The organism is uncultured Romboutsia sp., from assembly GCF_958366745.1.
In the GTDB taxonomy this organism is placed as follows: domain Bacteria; phylum Bacillota; class Clostridia; order Peptostreptococcales; family Peptostreptococcaceae; genus Romboutsia; species Romboutsia timonensis.
On record NZ_CATXCO010000017.1, the window covers coordinates 1 to 24,130 of the forward strand.

General features: G+C 26.7%; 27 protein-coding genes. 23 read left to right on the forward strand and 4 right to left on the reverse strand.

Annotated features, from left to right (window positions below):
• Positions 1 to 95: 95 nt before the first annotated feature.
• Positions 96 to 1,085 carry an ATP-binding protein gene (locus tag Q5F54_RS02640; protein ID WP_277232869.1) on the reverse strand — a complete coding sequence of 330 codons (990 nt, stop codon included), beginning with the start codon at positions 1,083 to 1,085 and terminating at the stop codon, positions 96 to 98.
• Positions 1,086 to 1,093: 8 nt separating this feature from the next.
• On the reverse strand, positions 1,094 to 2,152 hold the full coding sequence (locus Q5F54_RS02645; protein ID WP_277232867.1) for a DnaD domain protein: 1,059 nt from the start codon (positions 2,150 to 2,152) through the stop codon (positions 1,094 to 1,096).
• A 114-nt stretch (positions 2,153 to 2,266) separates the two neighbouring features.
• On the opposite strand from Q5F54_RS02645, the gene Q5F54_RS02650 reads away from it, so the two are divergent.
• The 16 genes from Q5F54_RS02650 to Q5F54_RS02725 all read left to right on the forward strand — a co-directional run bounded on the left by Q5F54_RS02650 (position 2,267) and on the right by Q5F54_RS02725 (position 15,201).
• Entirely contained in the window at positions 2,267 to 3,736 is a 1,470-nt protein-coding gene (locus Q5F54_RS02650) for a M1 family metallopeptidase (protein WP_288702081.1), read from the forward strand.
• Between the two features lie 86 nt (positions 3,737 to 3,822).
• The gene (locus Q5F54_RS02655) at positions 3,823 to 4,617 is read left to right on the forward strand and encodes an MBL fold metallo-hydrolase (RefSeq protein ID WP_281538358.1); all 795 of its coding nucleotides are present in this window, start codon (positions 3,823 to 3,825) and stop codon (positions 4,615 to 4,617) included.
• Between the two features lie 35 nt (positions 4,618 to 4,652).
• Positions 4,653 to 5,132: a 23S rRNA (pseudouridine(1915)-N(3))-methyltransferase RlmH gene (rlmH, locus tag Q5F54_RS02660; RefSeq protein WP_071118884.1), complete on the forward strand. Its 480-nt coding sequence runs from the start codon at positions 4,653 to 4,655 to the stop codon at positions 5,130 to 5,132.
• A 91-nt stretch (positions 5,133 to 5,223) separates the two neighbouring features.
• On the forward strand, positions 5,224 to 6,237 hold the full coding sequence (locus Q5F54_RS02665; RefSeq protein ID WP_281538357.1) for a DNA-binding protein: 1,014 nt from the start codon (positions 5,224 to 5,226) through the stop codon (positions 6,235 to 6,237).
• A gap of 3 nt (positions 6,238 to 6,240) precedes the next feature.
• On the forward strand, positions 6,241 to 6,666 hold the full coding sequence (locus tag Q5F54_RS02670) for a type II toxin-antitoxin system death-on-curing family toxin (protein WP_281538356.1): 426 nt from the start codon (positions 6,241 to 6,243) through the stop codon (positions 6,664 to 6,666).
• A 111-nt stretch (positions 6,667 to 6,777) separates the two neighbouring features.
• Positions 6,778 to 7,113, forward strand: coding sequence for a hypothetical protein (locus Q5F54_RS02675; protein ID WP_281538355.1), 336 nt, complete (start codon positions 6,778 to 6,780; stop codon positions 7,111 to 7,113).
• Between the two features lies 1 nt (position 7,114).
• Complete coding sequence (locus Q5F54_RS02680; RefSeq protein ID WP_281538354.1) at positions 7,115 to 7,696, forward strand: hypothetical protein; 582 nt, start codon at positions 7,115 to 7,117, stop codon at positions 7,694 to 7,696.
• A gap of 94 nt (positions 7,697 to 7,790) precedes the next feature.
• Positions 7,791 to 8,051 (forward strand): Mor transcription activator family protein, encoded by a 261-nt coding sequence (locus Q5F54_RS02685; protein WP_281538353.1) that lies wholly within the window; start codon positions 7,791 to 7,793, stop codon positions 8,049 to 8,051.
• 23 nt (positions 8,052 to 8,074) lie between these two features.
• A complete protein-coding gene (locus tag Q5F54_RS02690) occupies positions 8,075 to 8,344 on the forward strand; it encodes a hypothetical protein (RefSeq protein WP_281538352.1) in 270 nt (89 codons plus the stop codon).
• A gap of 6 nt (positions 8,345 to 8,350) precedes the next feature.
• Positions 8,351 to 8,803, forward strand: a complete 453-nt coding sequence (locus tag Q5F54_RS02695) for a hypothetical protein (protein ID WP_281538351.1) — start codon at positions 8,351 to 8,353, stop codon at positions 8,801 to 8,803.
• A gap of 65 nt (positions 8,804 to 8,868) precedes the next feature.
• A complete protein-coding gene (locus Q5F54_RS02700) occupies positions 8,869 to 9,159 on the forward strand; it encodes a DUF960 family protein (protein ID WP_281538350.1) in 291 nt (96 codons plus the stop codon).
• 40 nt (positions 9,160 to 9,199) lie between these two features.
• The gene (locus Q5F54_RS02705) at positions 9,200 to 9,487 is read left to right on the forward strand and encodes a hypothetical protein (protein WP_281538349.1); all 288 of its coding nucleotides are present in this window, start codon (positions 9,200 to 9,202) and stop codon (positions 9,485 to 9,487) included.
• 275 nt (positions 9,488 to 9,762) lie between these two features.
• On the forward strand, positions 9,763 to 10,380 hold the full coding sequence (locus Q5F54_RS02710; RefSeq protein ID WP_281538348.1) for a hypothetical protein: 618 nt from the start codon (positions 9,763 to 9,765) through the stop codon (positions 10,378 to 10,380).
• Positions 10,381 to 10,520: 140 nt separating this feature from the next.
• A complete protein-coding gene (locus tag Q5F54_RS02715) occupies positions 10,521 to 12,335 on the forward strand; it encodes a DUF927 domain-containing protein (RefSeq protein ID WP_281538347.1) in 1,815 nt (604 codons plus the stop codon).
• Positions 12,336 to 12,857: 522 nt separating this feature from the next.
• Complete coding sequence (locus Q5F54_RS02720) at positions 12,858 to 13,223, forward strand: hypothetical protein (protein ID WP_281538346.1); 366 nt, start codon at positions 12,858 to 12,860, stop codon at positions 13,221 to 13,223.
• 331 nt (positions 13,224 to 13,554) lie between these two features.
• Positions 13,555 to 15,201 (forward strand): recombinase family protein, encoded by a 1,647-nt coding sequence (locus Q5F54_RS02725; protein WP_288306121.1) that lies wholly within the window; start codon positions 13,555 to 13,557, stop codon positions 15,199 to 15,201.
• A gap of 185 nt (positions 15,202 to 15,386) precedes the next feature.
• Here Q5F54_RS02725 and Q5F54_RS02730 read toward each other — a convergent pair whose 3' ends face one another.
• On the reverse strand, positions 15,387 to 15,974 hold the full coding sequence (locus Q5F54_RS02730; RefSeq protein ID WP_288247193.1) for a hypothetical protein: 588 nt from the start codon (positions 15,972 to 15,974) through the stop codon (positions 15,387 to 15,389).
• Between the two features lie 842 nt (positions 15,975 to 16,816).
• Here Q5F54_RS02730 and Q5F54_RS02735 point away from each other — a divergent pair.
• The 3 genes from Q5F54_RS02735 to Q5F54_RS02745 all read left to right on the forward strand — a co-directional run bounded on the left by Q5F54_RS02735 (position 16,817) and on the right by Q5F54_RS02745 (position 19,946).
• Positions 16,817 to 17,239 carry a hypothetical protein gene (locus tag Q5F54_RS02735; protein WP_288247194.1) on the forward strand — a complete coding sequence of 141 codons (423 nt, stop codon included), beginning with the start codon at positions 16,817 to 16,819 and terminating at the stop codon, positions 17,237 to 17,239.
• Positions 17,240 to 17,442: 203 nt separating this feature from the next.
• A complete protein-coding gene (locus Q5F54_RS02740; protein WP_302333944.1) occupies positions 17,443 to 18,750 on the forward strand; it encodes a hypothetical protein in 1,308 nt (435 codons plus the stop codon).
• Between the two features lie 23 nt (positions 18,751 to 18,773).
• On the forward strand, positions 18,774 to 19,946 hold the full coding sequence (locus Q5F54_RS02745; RefSeq protein ID WP_281537418.1) for an acyltransferase family protein: 1,173 nt from the start codon (positions 18,774 to 18,776) through the stop codon (positions 19,944 to 19,946).
• Between the two features lie 195 nt (positions 19,947 to 20,141).
• On the opposite strand, the gene Q5F54_RS02750 is transcribed toward Q5F54_RS02745, so the two are convergent.
• Positions 20,142 to 20,318, reverse strand: coding sequence for a hypothetical protein (locus Q5F54_RS02750; RefSeq protein ID WP_281537417.1), 177 nt, complete (start codon positions 20,316 to 20,318; stop codon positions 20,142 to 20,144).
• A gap of 383 nt (positions 20,319 to 20,701) precedes the next feature.
• Between Q5F54_RS02750 and Q5F54_RS02755 the strand changes: the two genes are divergently transcribed.
• From Q5F54_RS02755 to Q5F54_RS02770, 4 genes are all read left to right on the forward strand, one after another.
• Positions 20,702 to 21,703, forward strand: coding sequence for a DUF4365 domain-containing protein (locus Q5F54_RS02755; protein ID WP_281537416.1), 1,002 nt, complete (start codon positions 20,702 to 20,704; stop codon positions 21,701 to 21,703).
• A gap of 262 nt (positions 21,704 to 21,965) precedes the next feature.
• A complete protein-coding gene (locus tag Q5F54_RS02760; RefSeq protein ID WP_288306120.1) occupies positions 21,966 to 22,748 on the forward strand; it encodes a nucleotide-binding protein in 783 nt (260 codons plus the stop codon).
• Positions 22,749 to 22,808: 60 nt separating this feature from the next.
• Complete coding sequence (locus tag Q5F54_RS02765; protein WP_288564228.1) at positions 22,809 to 23,294, forward strand: hypothetical protein; 486 nt, start codon at positions 22,809 to 22,811, stop codon at positions 23,292 to 23,294.
• A 208-nt stretch (positions 23,295 to 23,502) separates the two neighbouring features.
• Complete coding sequence (locus tag Q5F54_RS02770; protein ID WP_071118885.1) at positions 23,503 to 23,874, forward strand: PepSY domain-containing protein; 372 nt, start codon at positions 23,503 to 23,505, stop codon at positions 23,872 to 23,874.
• The last annotated feature ends 256 nt before the right edge of the window (positions 23,875 to 24,130 follow it).

A 24,130-nucleotide genomic window follows, 5' to 3' on the forward strand; every position in this document is an offset into this window, starting at 1 on the left:
AAGAATGTCGAAATTAAACTTAAATATGATTATAAACCTATATAACTTTATAAATAAAAAAATAGAAGAAAAATATTAAGAATATTTTTCTTCTATTACTGTTTACTTTCCCATCTTAAGTCTTTTCCGATAAACTTAACCATTTTAAATCTATCAAATATTCTTGAGAATATCCTTTGTGCATAATTAGAACCTAATTGCATAGGAGATAAGTTTGTTGATATAATAGTTTTCTTACCAGATAAAAGTCTAGTATTTAATATATTAAATAATTCACTATTAGTGAATGAGTTTGTAAGTTCAGTTCCTAAGTCATCAATAATTAATAAATCACAGTCAAATAAATTTTCGTAGTTTTCCTTAGAAATATGACTATCTGCATTTTTAAATTTATAGTCTTCTATTATTTCAAACATTTTAAATGCAGTTTGATATATAACTAGATGTCCTTTATCTAAAAGAGATTTTGCAATACAGTTACACATGAAAGTTTTTCCAAGTCCTGTATCACCATAGAACAATAAGTTCTCTCCGTTATCTTTATCAAAATCTAATATAAATGACTCACATATAGATACTATTTGAAGCATATTTTGTTGTGGTGATATATTAGATTCTGGATCTTTTTCAGAAGAAAATATACTTGTATCTAGAGTAGTGAAATTTTCTTTTTCAAGCATCCTAGATATATTAGACATTTTGTATGCTTCATTTATTATTTCTTGTTTTAAACAATTGCACTTATGTCCATTATCTAAGAATCCTTTATCTTTGCATATATTACAATCATGTTGGATTTCAAGATATCCATTTGGAACTTTATATTTAGTTAGTAGCTCTTTTTTTTGACTTTTTAATTCATCCATTTTTTTCTTAGATTCTAAAATAATATTTTCTTTATTTGATGGATTTTGTAATACTAATTTAGCTAATTGTAAACCAACTTTGCTTATTTCATCATCTAGTTTTTTAAACTCCGGAATTTGTGAATAAACATCGTTTTTCCTAAGTTCTAAATCAGATTCAGCTTTATCTCTTTTCTTTTGGTAAGAAATAAGTATTTCTCTTATTTTTGATTCTTTCATTTAATCACCTATTTAAATTTATTTTTTTGGCTTTCTTGAAGCATTTTTTCAAGCTCTTCAGGTGTATATTTTGTAAATGTTTGATTTATATTATGGAATCTAGTTTTTACTGTAGGCTCAGATGATTTAGTGTTTTTAAATACTTGTTTTTTCTCTTCAGATTTTTTCTTAAACTCATCATCAAGTCTTTTTATGTCATCTAAAGTCTTTACATCAGATTTTTTCCATTTTTCAATTATACCATTTATATATGATATAGATGGGTTAGATGTATTTTTAGCTCTAGAACATGCAGATAATATAACTTCAATATCCATATTATACTTATCAAACCAACTATCCATAATTCTTTCTTCTGGCTTAGATGGCTGTCTATAGAATCCTAGCTCATTAAATATCGTTTTATACATCATATATCTTTCACTTCTCACCATAAAGCTATCTTTAACATCTTGAGGAGTGAATAAGTTAGAATCGTACCATCCTCTAAGAATAGATTCAATATATTTAACTGGTCTAGATGAACCATGTTTATCCTTTACATATTCATAAGCACATACTATCATATCAGGATCCATATTATATTTATTCATTATTTCTAATATACTTATTTTTTCACCTGGGTCAAGGTATCTTCCAACTATTTTATTTATCGTAGTAAACATCTTTCTAACGCTAGGGTTTTCTGAAGCTGAAACTATGCTATCACTATTAGATTTTATAGACTTTGTATTTATATGCATATTGTCCATATAAAACTTCTTTAAGTCTAAAAACTCTATTGAATAGTCAAAATCATCTAAACCTTCATTTTTATGCATTCTAATAATATTTTTATTTTGCCAAAATTTCCATGCATCTATTACATCAGAAAGAGGTATATTTAAATTCTTAGCAATTGAATTATTATCAAATTTAGGATTAGAGTTAGGGTCGCATGCTTGTCTATAACCTAGAAGATAAACTTTAACGTATAATCCATTAGCCATAGGCATAAATATATCTATAAAGATATTGGCAATAGTAGTTTCACCTAAATCTATCTCATTGACTTCTTTGAAAAACATTTTATCACCTCAGATAAGATTATATCATAAAAAGCTAAAACTTTAATTACACAAGTTTATCTTACAGAAAAAACAGAAAAATTATTCACATTAAAAAAGAAAGGGGGAAAGAAGTTGATAATAAACTTTACGAAAAAAGTAAGAATATTAACAGGAATGATACTCACGTTATTAATTGTTATAGGGGGCGGAGTATATGTATATCAGAGCAAAAATTCTGTACAAACATCAAATATTGAAGAAGGTAAAAATTTAAACAAATATATTATGGATGTTATTTTCGATGATGAAAGTAAAAGGCTAATGTGTAATCAAAATGTAGAGTATGTAAATAATACAAATATAGCTTTAGACAAAATATACTTCCATATATATCCTAATGCTTTTTCTAAGAAAGAGTTTGCTCCATTTGAAAAAGATGAAATGAATCAAGCATATCCAAATGGATTCAATGAAGGATATATAGATATAAAAAATGTATTAAATAATAATAATAAGTTGGAATATGAGATAAAAGGTGAAAAAAATGACTTATTAGAAGTAAAAATAGGAAGACAACTAAAGCCAGGTGAAAAAATATCCATAGATATGAAGTTTAATGTAAAAATACCTAACTCAGAAGGAAGATTTGGATATGGGGAAAATACTATAAATATAACCAACTGGTTTCCTATAGCATGTGTTCATGATGATAGGGGATGGAATCTAAAGAGTTATGAAGCAATAGGGGATCCATTCTATAGTGATACAAGTAATTTTTATGTTAAATTACTAATCCCTAGAAAATATAAAGTGGGTTGCACAGGAAACATAATTTCAGAGAAATCTGACTCAGAAAAAGTACTTTATGAAATACAAGCAAAAAAAGTAAGAGATTTTGCATTTATCTTAAGTGATAAATTTAAAATTAAGAAGGACACTTATAAAGGTGTGAATATAAATACATATAATTTAAATGAAAAGCTATCAACAGAAGTAACTAAGATAGCTAAAGATTCAATTAGTATATTTAGTAATTTATTTGGGGAATATCCATATGATACATATTCAGTAATAGCAAGTGATTTTTACATAGGTGGAATGGAATATCCAACACTAGTTATGATTGATCAAAGTTTATATAATGAAAAGGACAAATTTTTACTTGAATATGTGATAGCACATGAAACTGCACATCAATGGTGGTATTCAGTAATTGGAAATGATGAAATAAGTGAACCTTGGTTAGATGAGGCTCTTACAGAATACTCGACGGTTCTCTATTTTGAAGAAAAGTATGGTAAAGAAGTAGGGTCTAAACTTATAAAGACTATGGAAATGCAAACAAGAAATCATTCTAGTGAAGATATATTTAAAGCAACAACTCAATATAAAAATTCGATAGATTATAGCTTAAACGTATATACTAAAGGAGCATTAGCATTTAATGAAGTAAGAAAAAAAGTGGGAGATGAAGTATTCTTTGAAACTTTAAAAGAATACTACAACACATATATGTTCCAAAATGTAAATGGAGCTAAATTTGTTGATTTATGGAATAAAAAAGGTATAGATATAGATAAAATAATAAGTGAATACAAGTAAATTTTAACTAGAGCATTAAATTTTTATTTAATGCTCTAGTTTTTTGGTATAATATAATCTATGACTATAAAGAATGAGGTGACAGTATGCTGAAATATTGTTCAATAGGAAGCGGAAGTAGTGGAAACTGCCATTATATAGGATACAAAGATACCAACATACTAGTAGATGCAGGTCTTAGTGGTAAGAGAATAACCACAGGTCTTGATGATATAAATGTAGATATAGAAAATATAAAAGGAATATTTATTACACATGAGCATTCAGATCATATAAAAGGTGCAGGTATAATATCAAGAAAATATGATATACCTATATTTGCAAATGTAAAGACATGGTGTGCAATGAAGGACAAGCTTGGGGATATAAAAGACAGCAATATGAAAGTATTTGAAAATGATAGAAGTTATTCTTTAGAGGATCTAATAATAAGACCTTTTTCGATATCTCACGATGCATCAGATGCAGTAGGATATAACTTTTATGCGGAAAATGAGAAGATGTCCATAGCTACAGATATAGGAATGATAACTGATAATATAAGAAGACATTTATATAAATCAAAGTTAGTAGTATTAGAATCAAACTACGACCCTAATATGCTTATGATGGGGTCTTATCCTTATTCATTAAAGAAGAGGGTAATGTCAGATACAGGGCATTTATCAAATGAAGATGCTGCTAAATTCTGTATAGATCTTGTAAAAGAAGGTACAGAAAGAATATTATTAGCTCACTTAAGTAAGGAAAATAACTTTCCAGAGTTAGCATATGAAACATCTAAATCTATTTTGGCTCAAAACGATATAATAATTGGACAAGATATAAAACTAGATGTTTTATTAAGAGAAGAAGTATCTGATATATATAATGTGAAATAATATATGTAAAAGTAGGACGGATTAAGGAGAAATTTATGAATATAACTATAATCGGAGTAGGTAAAATAAAAGAAAAATATTTAAAGTTAGGAATAGATGAATTTTCTAAGAGATTAACTAAGTATTGTAAGTTAGATGTAATAGAACTTGATGATGAAAAATGTCCTGAAAATTTAAGTGAAAAGGATATGCTTATTGTTAAAGATAAAGAAGGGAAAAAAATTCTTAGTAAAATAAAAAATAATAGCTATGTTATAGCTCTTGCTATAGACGGTAAAAATTTATCTTCTGAAGAACTTGCTGATACAATGAGCAAGTTAGCGGTTAGAGGCAATAGTCATATAACTTTTGTTATAGGCGGTTCTTTAGGATTATCAGATGAAGTTTTAAAAAGAGCAGATTATAAGTTATCTTTTTCTAAGATGACTTTCCCTCATCAATTAATGAGGCTTATATTGTTAGAACAAGTTTATAGAGCATTTCGAATAAATAATAATGAACCGTATCACAAGTAACGGAGCGCGATTTTTATTAAAATTTGAAAAAATAGCATAAATAAAATATAATTTTATATATAAGATAACAATAAAGAAAGGGGACAATTTGATGAAAGATTTAACAACTTCAATGGTCTCTAGACAAAATATATTGAATAATAATTATGCTATTGATGAAATAAAAAATCAATTAAAATTAGATGGAGTAGAGTATATAAATGATACTATATTTACAAAAGATCAAGTAGCACAATATTTTAATGTAGATGTCAGAACTATAGAAAGATGTGTTGAGAATAATAAAGAAGAACTTGAAAAAAATGGATATAGAGTACTCAAAGGTAAAGAATTAAAAGAATTTAAAGAGGCAATTAATAAAATTAATGGTACCGACATTAATGTCGGTACCAAAGTAACTGTATTAAGTATATTTACTTTTAGAACATTATTAAATATATCTATGCTATTGACAGAAAGTGAAAAGGCTAAAGAAGTAAGAAGTGTAATGCTAGATATTGTAATAGATGTAATTAATAAAAAAACAGGAGGAAATACAAAATACATAAATCAAAGAGATAATGAGTTTTTAAATTCATGGTTTAATGAAGAAAGCTATAGAAAAGATTTTACTTTTGCACTAGATAATTATGTAAATATGGGACCTGTAAAGTATGGAATGTATACAAATAAAATCTATAAGAATATATTTAGAGAAAAGGCAGATGAATATAAAAAAGTTCTAAGACTTAAAAAAAGTGATAGAATAAGAGATACATTTTATTCAGAAATATTAGACTTAATAGCTTCTTATGAAGTAGGATTAGCATACGAACTAAAGCTAGAATTTGATAAAAAAGGAAGAAAATTAAGTCAATTAGAAGTAGATAAGATATTTGAAGATTTTCATAATCATCCTAGACAAAAGCCACTATTAGATAAAGCTAGAAATAAAATGGCAAGTAGGGATTTGGTATTTAGAGATGCCTTACATGTTCACCTACAAGAGTATATTACACCACTAGAAAAAGATGACTTTGAGAGGTTCATAGGAGAGAAAAGTAAGGAACTTCAAGAAAGACTAGAAGAAGCTAAAGATGTTTTCAAAAGGCTTAAGGAATATTAAGATATGATATATATAGATTATAGGGGATTGTGCGATATATACAATAATGTTGTTGAAGTAAGTGGTGGTGGTGCATCAGGAGTTTTAGATGAAGGTAGGATTATGGGAATATTAGAACAAGTAAAAAATGATGATTATTATCCTGAAATAGAAGACAAAGTAGCATATTTATTTTTTTCACTAAATAAATATCATTGTTTTCAGGATGGTAATAAGCGAATAGCGTTAGCTGCAAGCATACAGTTTTTGAATCTCAATGGATATTTATTTATATTAAATAGGTTTATAAGAGAAATGGAAAATATAAGTATTCATGTTGCATCAGGAAAGGTTGATAATTTTTTACTAAAGGATATAATTCAATCTATAATATATGAAGATGATTTTTCTGAAGAGCTAAAGTTACAGTTAATAGATGCTATTATCTAAAACTAGGAATTAGATGTAAATTTCAAATATATATTATAACTATGATAAAGCTAGATGAGGTTAAAAACTTCATCTAGCTTATTTTGTTTTCAAAATAAGGAGGAAAATACAATGATAATAAACATTTGGAAAAAACAAGACCTAGAATTAGTAAAGGAGCTACCAACAGAAGTACTAGCTACAATAGAAGACACCATAGAAATACTAGATGAAAACTACGGTACAGAAAGAACAGCAGAAGACTTAGGTGGATACATAGCTGTAGTAGATAAAGTTGGAATAGAAGAACTAAAACAACATCAACTAAAAGGAATTTTACCAGAGCATATAGATAAGATACATGGAACTGATTACATTTCAGTTCTATTTTTGTGTTCAAGTGATTTTTCAATAGTTGTTATTTGTAAAAAAGAATTAAAAGATCTAATAGAATGTGAGGAGATATAAGATGATAAATCAAAATTCAGAAATACTAAATAAGCTATTTTTCACAGAGCTACAAATGTTAGTAGAAAAATACAACAATATAGATGAAGTTACTAAGAAACAGATTGAAAGCATAGTAACTAGCTTAAGAGATGAAGAGTTACAGTCATATCTAATGAGAAACATGGATAAATTGCTAGACATATTAAAATGTACTGATGAAATAGATGAAGAGATAGTAACATTCTTTGTCTGGTATAACTTTCAAATAAATGAAATAACTATAGGAGTAGCAAGAGAGTGTATTAAAGAGTTAAAAGAAAATAATTATTTGGAAATAGGTGAATATCTAATCTATCAAGATGAAAGGTATTTAAAAGAGTATGCTAGAGATTTACTAGAAGATAGACTAGACCAAGAGTACTATGTGGATAAGTTATTTGAAAAAGAAACTGTTATTGAAATGTGGATAAATAGGACAACTAAAGAAGAAATGATAGATGAAATTGTGAATAATGAAAACTTAGAAGAAACATTGGAACTATATCCACAAGAAGCTTTTTCGATAGGAGGAATACAATACAAATACTCAGAGATACAATAGTAAAAATTAGCAAGAGATTTTACAAGAGAAAATCAGAATGAAACTTTTTCAAAAGCTAGTTATTATTAGTTAGTATAGAAAAGGAGGACTGTTAATGAGGAAAAATAAGAATGACTACAAAGGCATATATTCTGATATGGTAGAAATATTAGGAGAAGAAATTGTAATGAAGTTACATGAACACTATAGGGGTCAGCAAATAACATTTCCTATGAAGTTATATTCTAATGAATATATAGAAAAATACATAGTAAATAACTGTAGAAATAAAACTTTAAAAGAAATGTGTAGAGACTTGGGATACACAGAAGGTTGGATAAAGCAATTACTAAATAAATTAAATGTAAGTAAATGATATTTGGAGGATAATTAAAGGTAATGGAATTAATAATGGAAATAATATTAGGAATAGTAAGTATAATTTTAGGAACTGCGTTGTTTTGGATGTTAAATTCAATGTTTAGTATTACATATTTTGGATTTGGTGCTATGGTTAGTCTTTGGATAGGATGTTTTGTAGTATCATTATTAATAATAGGTGGAATAGGAAAGCTATTATTAGGAGTATTAAAGTGGATAATAATAATTGGAATAATATTAGCAATAGTAGGATTTGTTGCAAGTAAAGTAAATGGTAATCAGGAGTAATAAAAAATGATTAACAAAAAAGTATTAACTATATTGATAATGAGTTTAATGTTTACACTATTAGTTGGTTGTAGTAGTGTAAAAGAGTATTCTTACGATTATAATAAAATATCAGAAATAAGTACAATTAGCTTAGCTATATCAGACGCTTATAATAATTCAAGTAGAAAGAGTGATTTTAAAAAGGAGTCAAAGAAAATAATTAAAGACTTACAAAAAACAAAAATGAAAACAAAAGAAGGAAAAGATGTTCTAAAAGCATACGGAAAAATATCAAAAGCTATGAGAGAGCTTATTTTAGATAATTGGAATAAAAACAAACTTAACGCATCAGCTAAAAGGAAGTTACTGAAGTTATCAGAAAATTTAAAAGATAAATTAGAAAAATTTGAAGAAAAGATAGAAGAATTAAAAGTTGAATCAGGTTTCTATGAAACATTAGAGCAATTAAAGAGTTAATTTAGTAAGGGATAGTCAATAAAAAGACTATCCCTTTTTCTATTAATAAGGAAAGGTGAATAGCAATGTTTAATAAAGAGAGATATTTAACTAGAGGTATTTCTAATGAAATACCATTAGAGATACAAATACTACTATGGTCAATGATAGATAAATTAAATGTAAAGAAGGATTACTTACAAGTATTTGAAATAGAACCGATAGATGCTAATTTACTAAAAATAGAACATAGGCAAGAAGTTCCTAAATACAAAAGTGACATTGTAGTAAAAAATGTAGGAATAAGTTCTAAAGTAAAAATATTTGTAATAGATGATGGAGAATATTCAACTATGATGTTAAGCAGTGAGTATTAGATAAAAGAGAAGTAGTACATACAATAGAAGGAGAAAGATAATGAATAAGGTAGTAAAAGAGACTAGATACTGTAAAGTATTGAGACAAGCTAAGATTAGAGACAATAATGTAGCATACGGAATAGAAAAGATTTTTGTAAAAGAATTGAATCAAGAGGAAATAAGATTTGTGTACTTTAAAGATACTGTAAGAAGGGAAGAACAATTAGTAGCAAGACCATTAGACCTACCAGAAGATGATTTGATAAAACTAATGAAAGTATCAATAAAACAAAATGTATTCTCAAAAGAGTTTGTATGTAAACTTAAAGGTATTCTTGATAAATAGGAGGTCTAAAGAATGACGATAGAGTTATTTGTGGCAGGTGTAACATTTGGAATATCAATTTTTAAGACTATAATACAACAAAGACAAGAATTTAAGAATAAGGAGGAATAATACAATGTGGGGGTTTGTGATAGGAACTTTAGTAGGATTAGGATTTTGCATAGTAATAGAATTGTTGATTTCTAATAAGTCAATATTAGTGTAGAATAGGAGTAAGGTTAAAATATTTAACCTTATTTTTTTGACAATATTTAATAGATAAGGAGCATAATAAAATGGAGTTTGTTTCAAGAGATTCACTAGTAGAGGAAATTACAGGTATTAAAAAAGATGACATGGCATGGGATTCTGCAAAACAGACGATAGCTAATATTGATAATGCTTTAAGGAAGATTAGTTCATATAATGATACAATAGGAATTCCTGATTTTAATAAAGATTCATATATAAAGAGAATGAGTGTTATATATAATGACTTTAATTTAAGATCGGTTATATATAAATTAGGGAGAGGAGAAAAACTATCAAAGGAAGAAGATCTATTATTACTTAATTTTGCAAAAGAGTATGCAGATAATCCGATACTTTATAAAATCTATAATAAAAGAGAAGAGTCTATTTTAGCAGAAGAATTAACAATAAAATTTGATGAAATACATTCAGATATAACGAATTTAATGATGCTTACAGATGGATTAATATATAAGCATAGACTAAGGATAGCAGAATGTTTAAGAGAAGATATATTAGAATTGATCGAAGTATATGAAACTCAAATTCAAGTAGAACAAGAAGCAACAAAGAAATTAATGGATATGATTAATAGGCATATAGATAGGGATGTAAAGGAATATAAGGAAAAAAATAATTATCCGATTAAAAGAAAAAGATAAATATTATAACATAAAAACACTAAGAAGTAAATAAAATTTCTTGGTGTTTTTTCTTTTTACATACATTATTTTTAATTGATGTTACTATAACTATATAGCAAAAAGACAATAAATAAAATCATCAAGGAGGAATATTTGCTATGGTATTAAAGAAAATTATCAGGAAACCATTAACAGGAGGATATAAAAATTTAAAAACAGAATTGTTTGAAGAAAAAATAAATGAAGATATTACAGAAAGAGAATTAAGACAAAATCAAGAGGTATTAGTAAATAATGAAGAAATAATACCACAAGAAAGTACTAACAAAGATAATATAATAATGGAAAAGAAGGAAGAATTAAATGGATTAGAAAAAGTAGATGATGAAATATCAATTTGCTATGAATCTGGAAAGCTATTTTACAATGGAGATAAAACATCTAACTTATTAAAAGTTGGAGTACCTGAAATAAATATTGATACTAATAATGTAATGCTTCCTATTACAACTAAGTACTTAAATAGAGATATAAAAATACTTATTCCAAGAGACAAAGCTATGTCAAAAAGAGAAATAATAAAGCTAAGTTTACAGGGAGCTGATGTTACTGAAGAAAATGCGAAGTATCATATAAGGTCAATAGAATATCAAGAGCGTAAAATAGGAAGAGTTAACAATACTCATAGTGAATTAGGATTTGCAAAATATAAAGAAAAAGAAATCTTTAAATTGTATAAAGCAATAAATGAAGATAGCAGCTACGTTGGTGCATTAGATTTAAAACCTAAGGGAAATTTAGGTAACTATTTGGATGATTTAAGAGAACATGTAGTACCATACAAAAATATTTCATTAGCATTTGCACTGGGCGTAAGTTCATCAATAGTTGCTAAATTGAATATGCATTATAAAGATATAAATACTTTATTAGTACATCTATTCGCAGAATCAACGAAAGGTAAGAGTACAGCCGCAATGTTGGCAATATCTGTTTGGGGTAATCCAAATCTTAGTGGAGGAGGTCTATACAATACTTGGAACTCTACAGAAAATGCATTATCAACATCACTTGCAGGAAACTATGGTATAGCATATGCACTAGATGAGCTATCAATGTCTAAGATAGAAGATACGACTAGTTTAATCTATAATCTTGTTGGAGGGAAGGACAAGGCTCGTCTTACCAAGGATATAGAGCTAAGAGCCGCAGCTACATGGACTACAAGTATAATTTCCACAGGTGAAGTATCACTTTTAAGTAAGGCTAAAAATAATACAGGATTAGATATAAGAGTATTAGAATTAGGTGGAATAGTTTGGACAGAAGATGCAAATCACTCTGACCAAGTAAAGGCATTAGTAAATAGAAACTATGGTGTTTTTGGAGCAGATTTTGTAAAGAGATTAATAGAATTTCCAGCAGATAGATTAAAAGAGATATTTGAAGAAGAAAGAGAAATATTTATACAAAAAGTAAAAGAAAAAAATATACAGGATGACATGCTTAGTAGAACTTCGTGTAAATACGCTATTGTAACTTTAACTATTAGATTAATAAATTCAAGGTATAAGGATAGAGGAATAATATTAGATATAGAAGGAATAAGAGAATTACTGGTTGATACAGAAATAAATAGTATAAATAGAAGAGGTATTAAAAGAAAAGCTGAGGATTGGTTGATACAATACATAGAATCAAATGCATCTAAGTTTAAATCTGGAAAAGAAACTAATACCAATGTAGACTACTGGGGTACTAGAAAAGAACTTCCAAATGGTGAGTTAGAAGTTGCAATTTTAACTAATAAATTTGAAGAAATAATGAGAAAGGGAAAGTTCGAGGATACAAAAGTTGTACTAGAACAACTTAAGAAAGAAGGTAAGTTAGAATACGAGGCAGGGCGACTAACTCGAAAACGTAAGGTTAATGCCATACAGACACCAGTATACGTAATAAGACTTAGTCAATAATTGGATTTTAAAATGAAATAGAACTAAAGACACGATGATAATGATAATGAATTGATAAAATACTTAAACAATATTAATCTAAATTAAAAATACAAGACAGCTAGAGGTATAAGATGGACAACATAGGAAAAATGACAGAAATAGAAGTTAAAGGTAATACAATAATTCAAATTCTTAGCGAAGTAATTCAAAGTCATCTTCTGAAAGAAAAATCTAAATAAGATAATAGTAATAAATAGTAGAACGTTTAAAAATAACGTTCTACTTACTAAAATTAACAGAGTGGAAATAGAGTACTACCAATACAAGGAAGTAAAAATTCACGTTTTCACGTTAAATTTACGATAAATAATAAAAATATTGAAAAGTAGATAATTAAAGAAAGAATGTGAAAAATCACATTCTACTAAAATTAAACCATATATTGAAAATCTAGCAATACCAATATTAGAAAGTAAAAATTCACGTTTTCACGTTAAATTTGCAATAGATAATAAAATAATTTTGAATAGGAGAAAAATAATGAGTCACCCAATAGATAACTATATTAACTATAAAAATGAAAATGTAGCTATATATACAAAGAAAGAATTTGAAAATCAAAATATCTATGAACATATGGTAGGAAAAGTATCATGGATGCACATAGAGTTAGAAGATTTTGGAGTAAATATAATAGAATTCATAGATAGTCATGAAGAAGGTTCATATAAGGAAATAAATAGACTAATAAAGTCAGTAAATCAAGGTGAAATACAAGCCGTATTAGTTTGGGATTTCAATGAAATACCATTAGAATTAAGGATTTCTTTAGTAGAAGAGTGTTCTAAAAGAAATGTTTACATAGATGGGTTCTTAACAAGTTTAGAAATAAAAGATAATAATTAGTCTAATAGTAAAATAAAATCATACATAAAAAATAACGTTAAAATGTGAAAATTAAGGATAAAGTATTAAAATACATGGTTTTTAACGTGAAAATTAATGATATTTTCACGTTAAAGATCTTAATTTAAGTGTTAAATTAAAAAACTTAAGTTAGATTGGTAAGATAATTAAAAATAAAAATACACTAAAAAATAGCGTGAAAACGTGAAAATGATAATAAAAACATTGGAATAGCACAATTTTTAATGTGAATTTAAGTGTGAATCAAATGAGTAATGCAACACATAGTAACGTAATTTGGGATAAACATCAATACTAGGAGGGAATTGACATGAGTAAAAAAGTTGCAATCTACTGTAGAGTGTCAACAGTAGAACAAGCAGAAGAAGGGTACAGTATTGACGAACAAAGAAGAAGGAACATAGAATACTGTGAAAAAGAAGGGCATGAAGTTTTTAAAGTCTACGAAGATAGAGGTATAAGTGGTAAAAATATTTCAGGGCGACCAGGGCTTAAAGAACTTTTACAAGATGCTAATGCTGGTAAATTTGATTTAGTAATAGTTTGGAAACTAAATAGAATAAGTAGAAAGTTAATAGACATACTTAACATAGTAGATACATTAGATAAAAATAAGATAGCATTTCGTTCTTTAACAGAGAGTTTTGAAACAGAAACTCCAGCAGGTAAGTTACAACTTAACATAATGGGAGCAATTGGGGAATTTGAAAGAGGTACTATAGCAGAGAATGTAAAAATGGGAATGATAGCACGAGCTAGGGAAGGCAAGTGGAATGGTGGCAAGGTTCTTGGATACGACATAGTAGAGATACCAAGTGAAGGAAAGAAGAGAAAAGAAACTAAGCTAGTCGTAAATGAAAAAGAAGCTATGACAGTGAGAAGGATATTTGAACTATACAGTACAGGACATGGGTACAAAGCTACCGTAAGTAGAGTAAATGCAGAAGGACATAGAAGCAAGAAAGGTAATCCATTTGCTACAGCTACAATAAAAGAGATATTAAAAAATCCAGTCTACATTGGGAAGATAAGATACAACTTAAGGCAAGATTGGAATGAAAAAAGAAGAAAAAACATCAATCCTGACCCGATACTTGTAGATGGAGAACATGAAGCAATAATAGATACAGAAACATGGGAAAAGGTGCAGATAATACTAAAAGATAGAAGTAAAACTCATAATAGGGTCTATGATAGCGAACTAATTCTAAGTGGGCTACTAAAATGTCCAGTTTGTGGAGCATCAATGACAGTAAGTAGGTCAACTAGAAAAAGAAAAGATGGAAGCAAAGCAGTAAATGAGTACTATGCATGTGGTAACTGGAAGAACAAAGGTACAGCAGTGTGCAATTCAAACTCTGTAAAAGCAGAAGTTGCAGATGAAGTTGTAATTAATAAGCTAATAGAAACGGTAAACAATGAACTACTTCTAAAGAAGGTAATAAACAACATTAATAAGAATAAGTCTAGTAAGCTAAAGCCAAAACTAGATGAAATGAACTTAGTAAATAAGGAAATAGATAAGCTAAATGGTAAGAAGAACTCTAGCATAGAGCTATTTGAAGATGGAATACTAACTAAAAATGAGTTAGCAGAGAGAGTTAAGAAACTAAATGAAGAGATAGATACATTAAAGTTTAGGTTAGATGAAATAAAGCAAGATGTAATGCTAGCAGAAGGAGAACCAGTACCTTTTGAGTTAGTAAGTCAAGTAATGAAGAAGTTTGGACAAGTGTTCAATGAAAGTAGTACAAGACAGCAAAGAAAGCAATTGTTGAACTTACTTGTGTCGAAGGTAACAATAGATAAATCAAGAGCAATAGATACTATAGAGCTACAGATAAATGAAGATGTAATAAGGTACTTAGTGAAGGAAGGGTCGTCTGAAGAAGATGAAGACCTTTCCTTTTTTCATGTTTCTATGCTTAATTGTACTTGCTTGAAATTTGTAATATAATAATTGAATTTAGTTAATAAAGTAACTTCCCATATTGTTGGTATAAAGTTTGTAGGGTGTGTAGATAATTTTGTGTATTATATACTAAAATTAAAGAACAATAATTATTTATTTTGAAAGGCTATGACTATAAATTCATAGCCTTTTTAGGTATTTTTTTAATTTTTATAAAAAGAGATATTCCTCTAATAAAAAATCATAGATTTTTTTGAAATTATTAATTTCAAGAAGCTACCTGCTTGTACTTTATATTCTTTCCTACATCTATTATGCTTAATTAATATTTTTTCATCAATCCGATTATACTCATCTAGAACTATATATTCTTCTCTATGAACCGTGTAGGATTCTTCTTTAAATGAATAAGTTGTATATCTTAGGGTGCCTTTGTATGCAGGACAACTTGTAAAATTAGTGATTTTAGTAAAGTTTATAGCTCTTACTGCATATTTGAAATCATATATGTTATGTATAGTAAGAACTGGAACAGCATAAGTTCTATATTTTACTATTACTGTATACTCGCATCCGATGAAGCTCTTTACAAGTTCAATGTAATTGTCATGGCACCTATTCCTTATTGAGTATATAGGGAATATAGAGCAAGTGTTAAAAAAATGACTTTCCTTTGTTTCAAATTCATGAGCACACGTATTATGTTTTAAATTTAACTTTTTATTAGCTCCAATATACTTTCCTAAAACTTTATATTCGTCCCTTGTAATATTGAAAGTTTCTTTTTTAAATTGTTTATTTGATTTTCTTGATGACATTTAGTATATCTTCTATTTGTATCTTATTATTAATAATTATATATTTATTATATAATTATGAAGTATCTTAATGTCACATTAAGATGTTTTAATTGTTAGTGATAAAGGAGAACTTGCGTTTTTCTACAAACATTCACCAAAGTTTTTTAAACCCAAGTTATATCAATGATTATAGCTATTACTATGTAAATTTATCTTAAAATCCAAAAGTCAATAAAGTTATAACATTATAGATCTATAAAAAGTAGTATAAAATATGGTCAATCAATTTCTAAATCTTATATTTATTGACTATAGTCAACTTTACTTAAATGATTATTTACTTGGATATAGTTAAAAATATCAATATTCAAGCAATCATAGTAAAATCAATACATTGAACAAATTTGGATGAAAAATTGTATAAAAAGCGCAGGTTGACCTATAGACATTCATTTTAAATTAAAATACAAATATTTACTAATACTATTGATGTAAAGCTATAATTAATTCGATTTATATTTGTAGTAATTTTTGTGAATAAAGTTGCAATGGTTATTATGAAACTAAGTATTTTAAGTATGACGTCATCTATCCTTTATAAATACGATAATATAGTTATATAACAGCTTTAAAGATAGATTGTTTGAACATTATTATTATGCGCAAAAAGTCGAATGCTGAATAAAATTAGAAAAATATATGTATATTTAATAAATATTTAAATATACATATATTTTTCTTAGGATGAAATTTGTTTTGTTTGAATTTGTTTGAATTTGTATATTGATAATGCTTTATATTTATAAGTGTATAGTGTACTCTAAATATAGAGGGAAAAAATTTTAAGAGGGGGTTTAACGATGTTAAAAAAATTAAAAAAATGTACAAGTTTAGCGTTATGTATATTAGCAATAGGAGGAGGTTCAGCTGTTGCAAATGCAGATTCATCAGAGATGGGACCTCAACCAAGAGCTATATATAGGTATGGTTCTCAGATACTTACAGGTACTTCTTATTTAGGAGGAGGAGAAGGTACAATATTCCGTAATGCTAAAGACCCTTATTTCATAGCGACTCAAGAGCCAGAAGTAACAGGAAAGCCATGTGGAGTAATATATCAAATAAGAAATACAAATAAAGGAATGATTGATGCTAAGCAATTAGGTAATGTTCAAAGAAATTATAAAGTATCATTTAATGCTACAGGGGATATTAAAGCTAGTGTTAAAAATGTATATAATACTAGTGTAAAACAAAGGATTTCAGGTGAGTTTTACTATTAATAAATATAATAATAAAAACACTTAGATATATATCTAAGTGTTTTTATTGTTATATACTTCTTAATTTATAAGGTTATGTTATACAAAATGGTTGTTATATTTACATATTAAACTACCATTTTGTATAACATAACCATTTACAATAGAATTGTCGTAAATAATATATTTTAATGATTTACTCATGGATTGGATAGGATACATATATGAAAATAAAAAATAAAATATTATGCTTATTGTTATTATTATTATTATTAATGATATCACTTTTAGTTTTTGTTAATAAAAAAGAGAGTATAAATGCTTTGGTTCTTTACAGGAGTAGTATTGATGAACTTGCACCATTAAGTTCAGATATAACAGAGAACACAAATATAAAAATAAATTATAAATATATTTTTGATGATACAAAAAGCAATTTTTCGACTTCAAATTTATGGAAAGATATTGAACTTTTTTTAGCAGATGAATCAAATTTGCGTGATATAGATGTTTTATTTGATATTCCATATGAGTATTTATCGTATTTGATAAAAGATAACAAATTAGTTGACTTGACAAATAAAATCGATAAATCAACACTAGATAATACTTATTATCCAATTATAGATATTAGTAAGAAAGCTGGTGGAGGAAATATATATTTCTTATCACCTACATATTCAACGCAATTTATAGCAATAGATAAAGAATTCATGCAACTTAACAATTCTTTATTTGTAACATGGAATGATATATATGAAAGAGTAGAAGAAGAAGAAGAAGGTTCGAGTATTATTTCATATGGACCAGGTGGTATCATGGGCATTTCTACAGACTTAGAAATACTATTAATGAGTATGTCTCCAGATTTTATAGAAAATGGAGATATATATGGAGATAAAGAATTGGTAGGAGAACTTAAGAAATTAATTAGTCTTTATAAAAATTATGGATATAAAAAAAACTATTCTGAGGAATTAGAGGGAATTAGTAATTTAAACCGAAATGAAAGAGCATTGTTAAAAGTAATTTATCCTCCTCAACTAGAGGATTTATCAATTGAAAAAAATGCTTATTATAATATCCTGCCATTGCCAGTTTTTGAAGGCTTTGAAGATATAGTTAATATTAGACTTGGTATGAGTTACTCAGTTTTGGAATCATCAAAAAAGCAAGAAGCATCATTGAAAATATTGTTATACATTATGAGTAAAGAGTTTTCTGAAAAAATTATATCTCAAGAATTATATTTTCCTAATGGTGAATTTGCTTCATATATAGATGATGATATAAAAGAATTGTATAATCAAAGATATAATTTATCTAATACTGATTTTATATATGCTGGAAATTCTGGAGCATTAAATAAAAATCAATTTACACAGAATGAATATCGAGCTTTTCATACAGTAAATGGAGAAATATTACCACTTATAATAGATAATAAAATAAACATTGACGATGGAATAGAAGAGATAAAGAGTGAATTTAAAAAAGTTGTGAAAATTTTAGAAACAGAGAATAAAAATTAATTAATATTTACAAGGGGGGCATATTGACAAAAAAAGAAATAAATTCGCAAATAGACTATATAACGATTGCCAAAGCAATTGGAATAATTATGGTGGTGTGTGGGCATATAGGAGGTATTTACAAAATTATAGGAATTCCAGTATTTAATTCAAAACCTAGTGAAATATTTCCGATATATTCATACCATATGCCATTATTTATATTTATTTCAGGATATTTCTATAAACAAGGGTATATTTATGATATTAAGGGATTAATCAAAAAAAGATTGAAAACATTAGTTATTCCATATTATAAGTGGAATTTATTTTACGGACTTTTAGTTACAGTATTAATTAACGTAGGTTTGTTTAATAATGGAAATAAAATAAATTTATATAACTATTTTTTAGAACCTATATTTCAAGGATACCAATATAATTTAAATGGACCCTCATGGTTTTTAATTTCATTATTTTTTATACAAATAGGATATACTCTGATACGAAAGAGACTGAATAATAATATTCTAGATGTTAAGTTAAGTTTATTATTATTTATTATTACTATTATTGTAAATATATGGTCAAATAATATCGTAATGGAGAATCATCCAATCCCTTTATTTTTAAGTAGAACATTGTTTGGAGTATTGTTTTTTCATATAGGATACTGTTTTAATATCTATTTTAAATCTAAAAATAATCTTTGTGTACCAGATTTACTTTTTATTGTTTTTCTTAAATATTTTTTAACCATAATTATAGGTAAAAATTATACTTTGAGTATGAGGACTATGCTGTTAAGAGGAATGAGTATTGTACCTATATTATCAGCTATATTAGGGATAATATATATTTTATACATATCAAAATTAATAGAAAAAATATTACTTAATAGAGACTTAAAATACTTAAAAATGTTTTTTGGTTTTATTTCCAAGAATACTTTTGCAATTATGATGCATCATATGACAATAAATATGTTTATACAATTAATACTAGATAGTATGGATAAAAATAATATTGTTTATATAATATGGTACTATTCTGAAGATGTAGTTAAGCCTGTTATTTGTATATTATTTTCAGTTTTATTTAATAAATATGTAGGTAGTTTTCTGGATGAAATTTATTTAAGAATAGTAATAATGTTTAAGTTTTTAAAGGAAAACAAATTAAAGGAAAACAAAAATGTACACTTAAAAGACTTATAGCTCAATGTATGGGTGGTGCCATTTGAGCCATACTTCAAAGAAACTATACTAATGAAGAAGTCAAAGTTAAACCAATCCTTAAATAGTTTAATTTATATAGCAATGAAGATATAGATAAATTAATCAAGATAAACTTTAAAAAAGGAAATCAAAACTTAATGGCTTAGATAAAATGGCAAGTTTATTTAAATATAATTAATTATTATATAATTGCATTAAATTTGAATAAGCAGTTATTATCTCAAGTAAGTTATTTTCATTAACTTCGAAGACACTTGAAAAAGAAATATTAGGATTAAAACTATTTGATTCTTTTAACTTAGAAATTAAAATGCATAGTCTAGCAAGATTATTTTTTGATTCTATTTCCATATAAACATAATCTCCTATCTTAAGATATTTAAATTTAACAATAAATAAGTAGATTCTACAATGAAGTTTAGGCTAGATAAATTTAAAGTAAGAGGTAATACTAGCAGAGGGAGAACCAGTACCTTTTGAATTAGTAAGTCAAGTAATGAAGAAGTTTGTACAAGTGTTCAAGGAGAGTAGTACAAGATAACAAAGAAAGTAGTTGTTAAATTTACTTGTTTCAAGGTAACTACAGATAAATGAAGATGTAATTAGGTACTTAGTGAAGGAAGGGTTGTCTGAAGAAGATGAAGACCCTTCCTTTTTTCATGCTTCTATGATTAATTGTACTTGTTTGAAATTTGTAATATAATGTAAGAAATAAAATGGAGGGGATTATAATAATGAAAATACCAAAATATGCTCATAATAAGCAGATAGGGAATATAGCTGCTGATACATTAAAAAGTATATTACAAAAATTTGCTATTGTTAATCCACATGATGAATCTATTGATTTAGGGATTGATATGAGAGGACAAATTGTTGAGAATGAAATACCTCAAGAGCAATTTTTCAATATACAGTGTAAAGGAACTGATGAGGCTGATATAACTTCATCGACTTTGTATTTAACTATTCAGATAAAGGTTTCTACAATAAACTATTGGAATCAACAGAACGAAGTAACCTTCTTATTTCTTGTTGATAATAGTACACAAAATTGTTATTGGTGTAATCCATTAGAACAAATCGAGTCACGTATAGATGAAATTCAAGAGCAAGATAAAGTTAATATAAGAGTGCCAATAGAAAACTGCATAAATAAACAAACTCTAAAGCTACCAAGTAATTTTATAAATGATATAACATTATACGTAGTAAAGAAAATGAATAGATTATCTGATATGATGCATAAGATAAAGAATAGTATCATAGATAGACATGATTTAGATATATCTTCATCATTTGAAATATTATCTATTTTAGTTAAAGAGACAGATAAGATAAAAAAAGATTATTATGAAATTGCTGATATAATAATAAATAATATTAAATTGAACTTACAAAAATCGTATGATATATATCACCAACTAGATTGTATACCAGAAGCTAGAAGATATTGTCCTAATGGTGTTTTTTATGATAAAGGATTCTCAGGAAAGTCTAATAAAAGTATCATAGATTTAAAAGAAGAAGCAGATTATTTAATTAGTAAATTTGAAAGCGATAAGAGTGATATTGAAATATTGAAAGAGTTAGAGTTGTGTGAGAAAGAATTAAAAGATATATATAAACATGTACTTGGTTTTTTACTTGAGATGGTTCGTGAGGATGATCCATATGGAGATCACTCGGATTTAGAAAATATGTTTTTTAAAGAATTAGGCATTTTTCAGAATTAGTAAATAAAAATAATGTGTAGTACAAAATAACCTCCTTTGGAGGTGTAACGGAGAACCGTATCACAAGTAACGGAGCACGTTTCGTATATGGAACATTTTATTTAGAGAGTTTTAATTTAATATAGATTATTTAAAATAAGGATAATATTGACGATTAAGTTGATTTATCCTTATTTTTATATACTGGCGCTTAATTGTTATTATATAGAAATTATTATATAATAAATATACAATTAATTAGTACTGTAGGGAGGAGTATTTGGTGGATATATTAAAAAAACTAAAGTTAGAGATTGATGGAATTAAAGGTAGTATAGAGTCGTATACAAGCGATAGTTATATTATCAATATATTAGAAAAATTGAAGGAAGCAATAGAGAACAATGAAATAATAGATATTAGATATACTTTGAGTAAATTAGATGAATGGTATTCGGAAAATCAAAGATATATACAAGATAATGAGTTTGTTACAAATAGTAGGAGTCATATAAAGATAGAAAAAGATATTCAGACATATTTGAAAGAAATAAATGATTATGAAGAAACAAGCCATATAAAGGCTGATAGAGATGGATTTATGGAATTAAATATAGATAAGAATAAGGTATTTATAGTTCATGGACATGATAGTGAAGCTAAAACAGAAGTTGCTCGATTTGTAGAGAAGTTAGGACTTGAAGCAATTATACTTCATGAGCAAGCTAGTTCAGGAAATACAATAATTGAAAAGATAGAAGAGTATTCAAATGTTGGATTTGGAATAGTTATATATACACCTTGTGATGTTGGTAATAGTGTAAGAAATAAGGAAAAATTGAATTCAAGAGCAAGACAAAATGTTGTATTTGAGCATGGATATTTAATAGGTAAAATAGGTAGAAAAAACGTATGTGCATTAGTAAAAGGTGATATTGAGACTCCAAATGATATATCAGGAGTAGTCTATATAAATATGGATAGTAATAAGGCATGGCAAACACATATATTAAAAGAAATGAAAAAACAAGGATATCAGATTGATGCAAATGTTTTATTTAATTAATATTGATTAATAAGTATAAATGTGAATTTCAATAAATATTAAAAGAAATGAGGGGGTTATATGGATAAAGAATCACTTAATCTAATAACAAACATGCAGACAACCTTAACTGAGTTAGCGGCAAAAGGAACAACAACAGCCGTTCATAGCAAGATACAATCAGTGAAACTAGAACAAAATATGGAAATAGTTAGAAATACATATGATGAAATCATAAATCAGATTTTATCTGAAAGACAAGAAGCTGTAACGATAGCTCAGGCTTACAAAGAGGAACTTGATAAAGTAGTAATTAGTGATGAAGATATTAAGCATTTACACAACACTGTATCTAAAATACTAGAGATATTAAAAATAGTGACTCCTGATAATAGAAATTTAGATAGTATAGAGCAGTTGAAGGAATTGATAAGTATTGATACTTTAAAAACTATGCAATTATTAGGATTTAACTATAAAAGAGCAATAGGAGAGCCTCTTACTAGTTTGTGTTCTGATGCTATATTAAATTTAGGTTTAAAAGGTAAACCAATAAAGAAAAAATAAAAACGTGCTCCGTAGAGTACGGTACGGAGAACCATATCACAAGTAGATGATATGGTTTTTTTATATTAGATAAATCTATTAATTATTAAATATTATGTAAAAATTAAAAAAATTTAACAAAACTCTAATTTACATTTCATGACAACTATAAATACATATTATATAATTTAGACATGAATTAGGAAGCAATATTTAGGAGGATAAATTAATGGATAAAAATACAGAAAATATAATAGATGTAGTTACAGTAGATGAAAAGAAAAATAAAACTAAAAAAAACATAATAAAGGTTGTTTCAATTTTTTCAGCATCTGCAATCGGATTATGTGCACTTGGAGGAGTAGTATTATACAATATAGTTAAATCAAATATAAACTATACAGAACAACAAGCAAAAGAAATAGCACTTTCACAAGTTCCAGGACAAGTTGTTTATGTAACTAAAGATATAGATTTAGATCATTTAGGATTAGAATATGATATAAAGATAAAGGATAAAAATAATATAATTAGAGAAGTTACTGTTGATTCAAAATATGGAGCTATATCAGACTTTGAAAACTACTATTATAATGATTAAATAATAGTACTAAATATTAAAAACTATATTTATAGAATAGTAAATTAATCTGTTGTGTTAGTTATTTTATTAAACATATTGAAGTTACTATATAAGGTTTTTAAATATCAAAATAGACATTGTTGGACTCTAACATTTTCAATAATTATAATTAAATAGCATAACGAGTTAAATTAACAAAAAGGTATCTTATTATAATTTAATAAAGTGTACCCTTTGTCAAGGACAATTTAAAAAAAGGTATTTCTAAGAAACA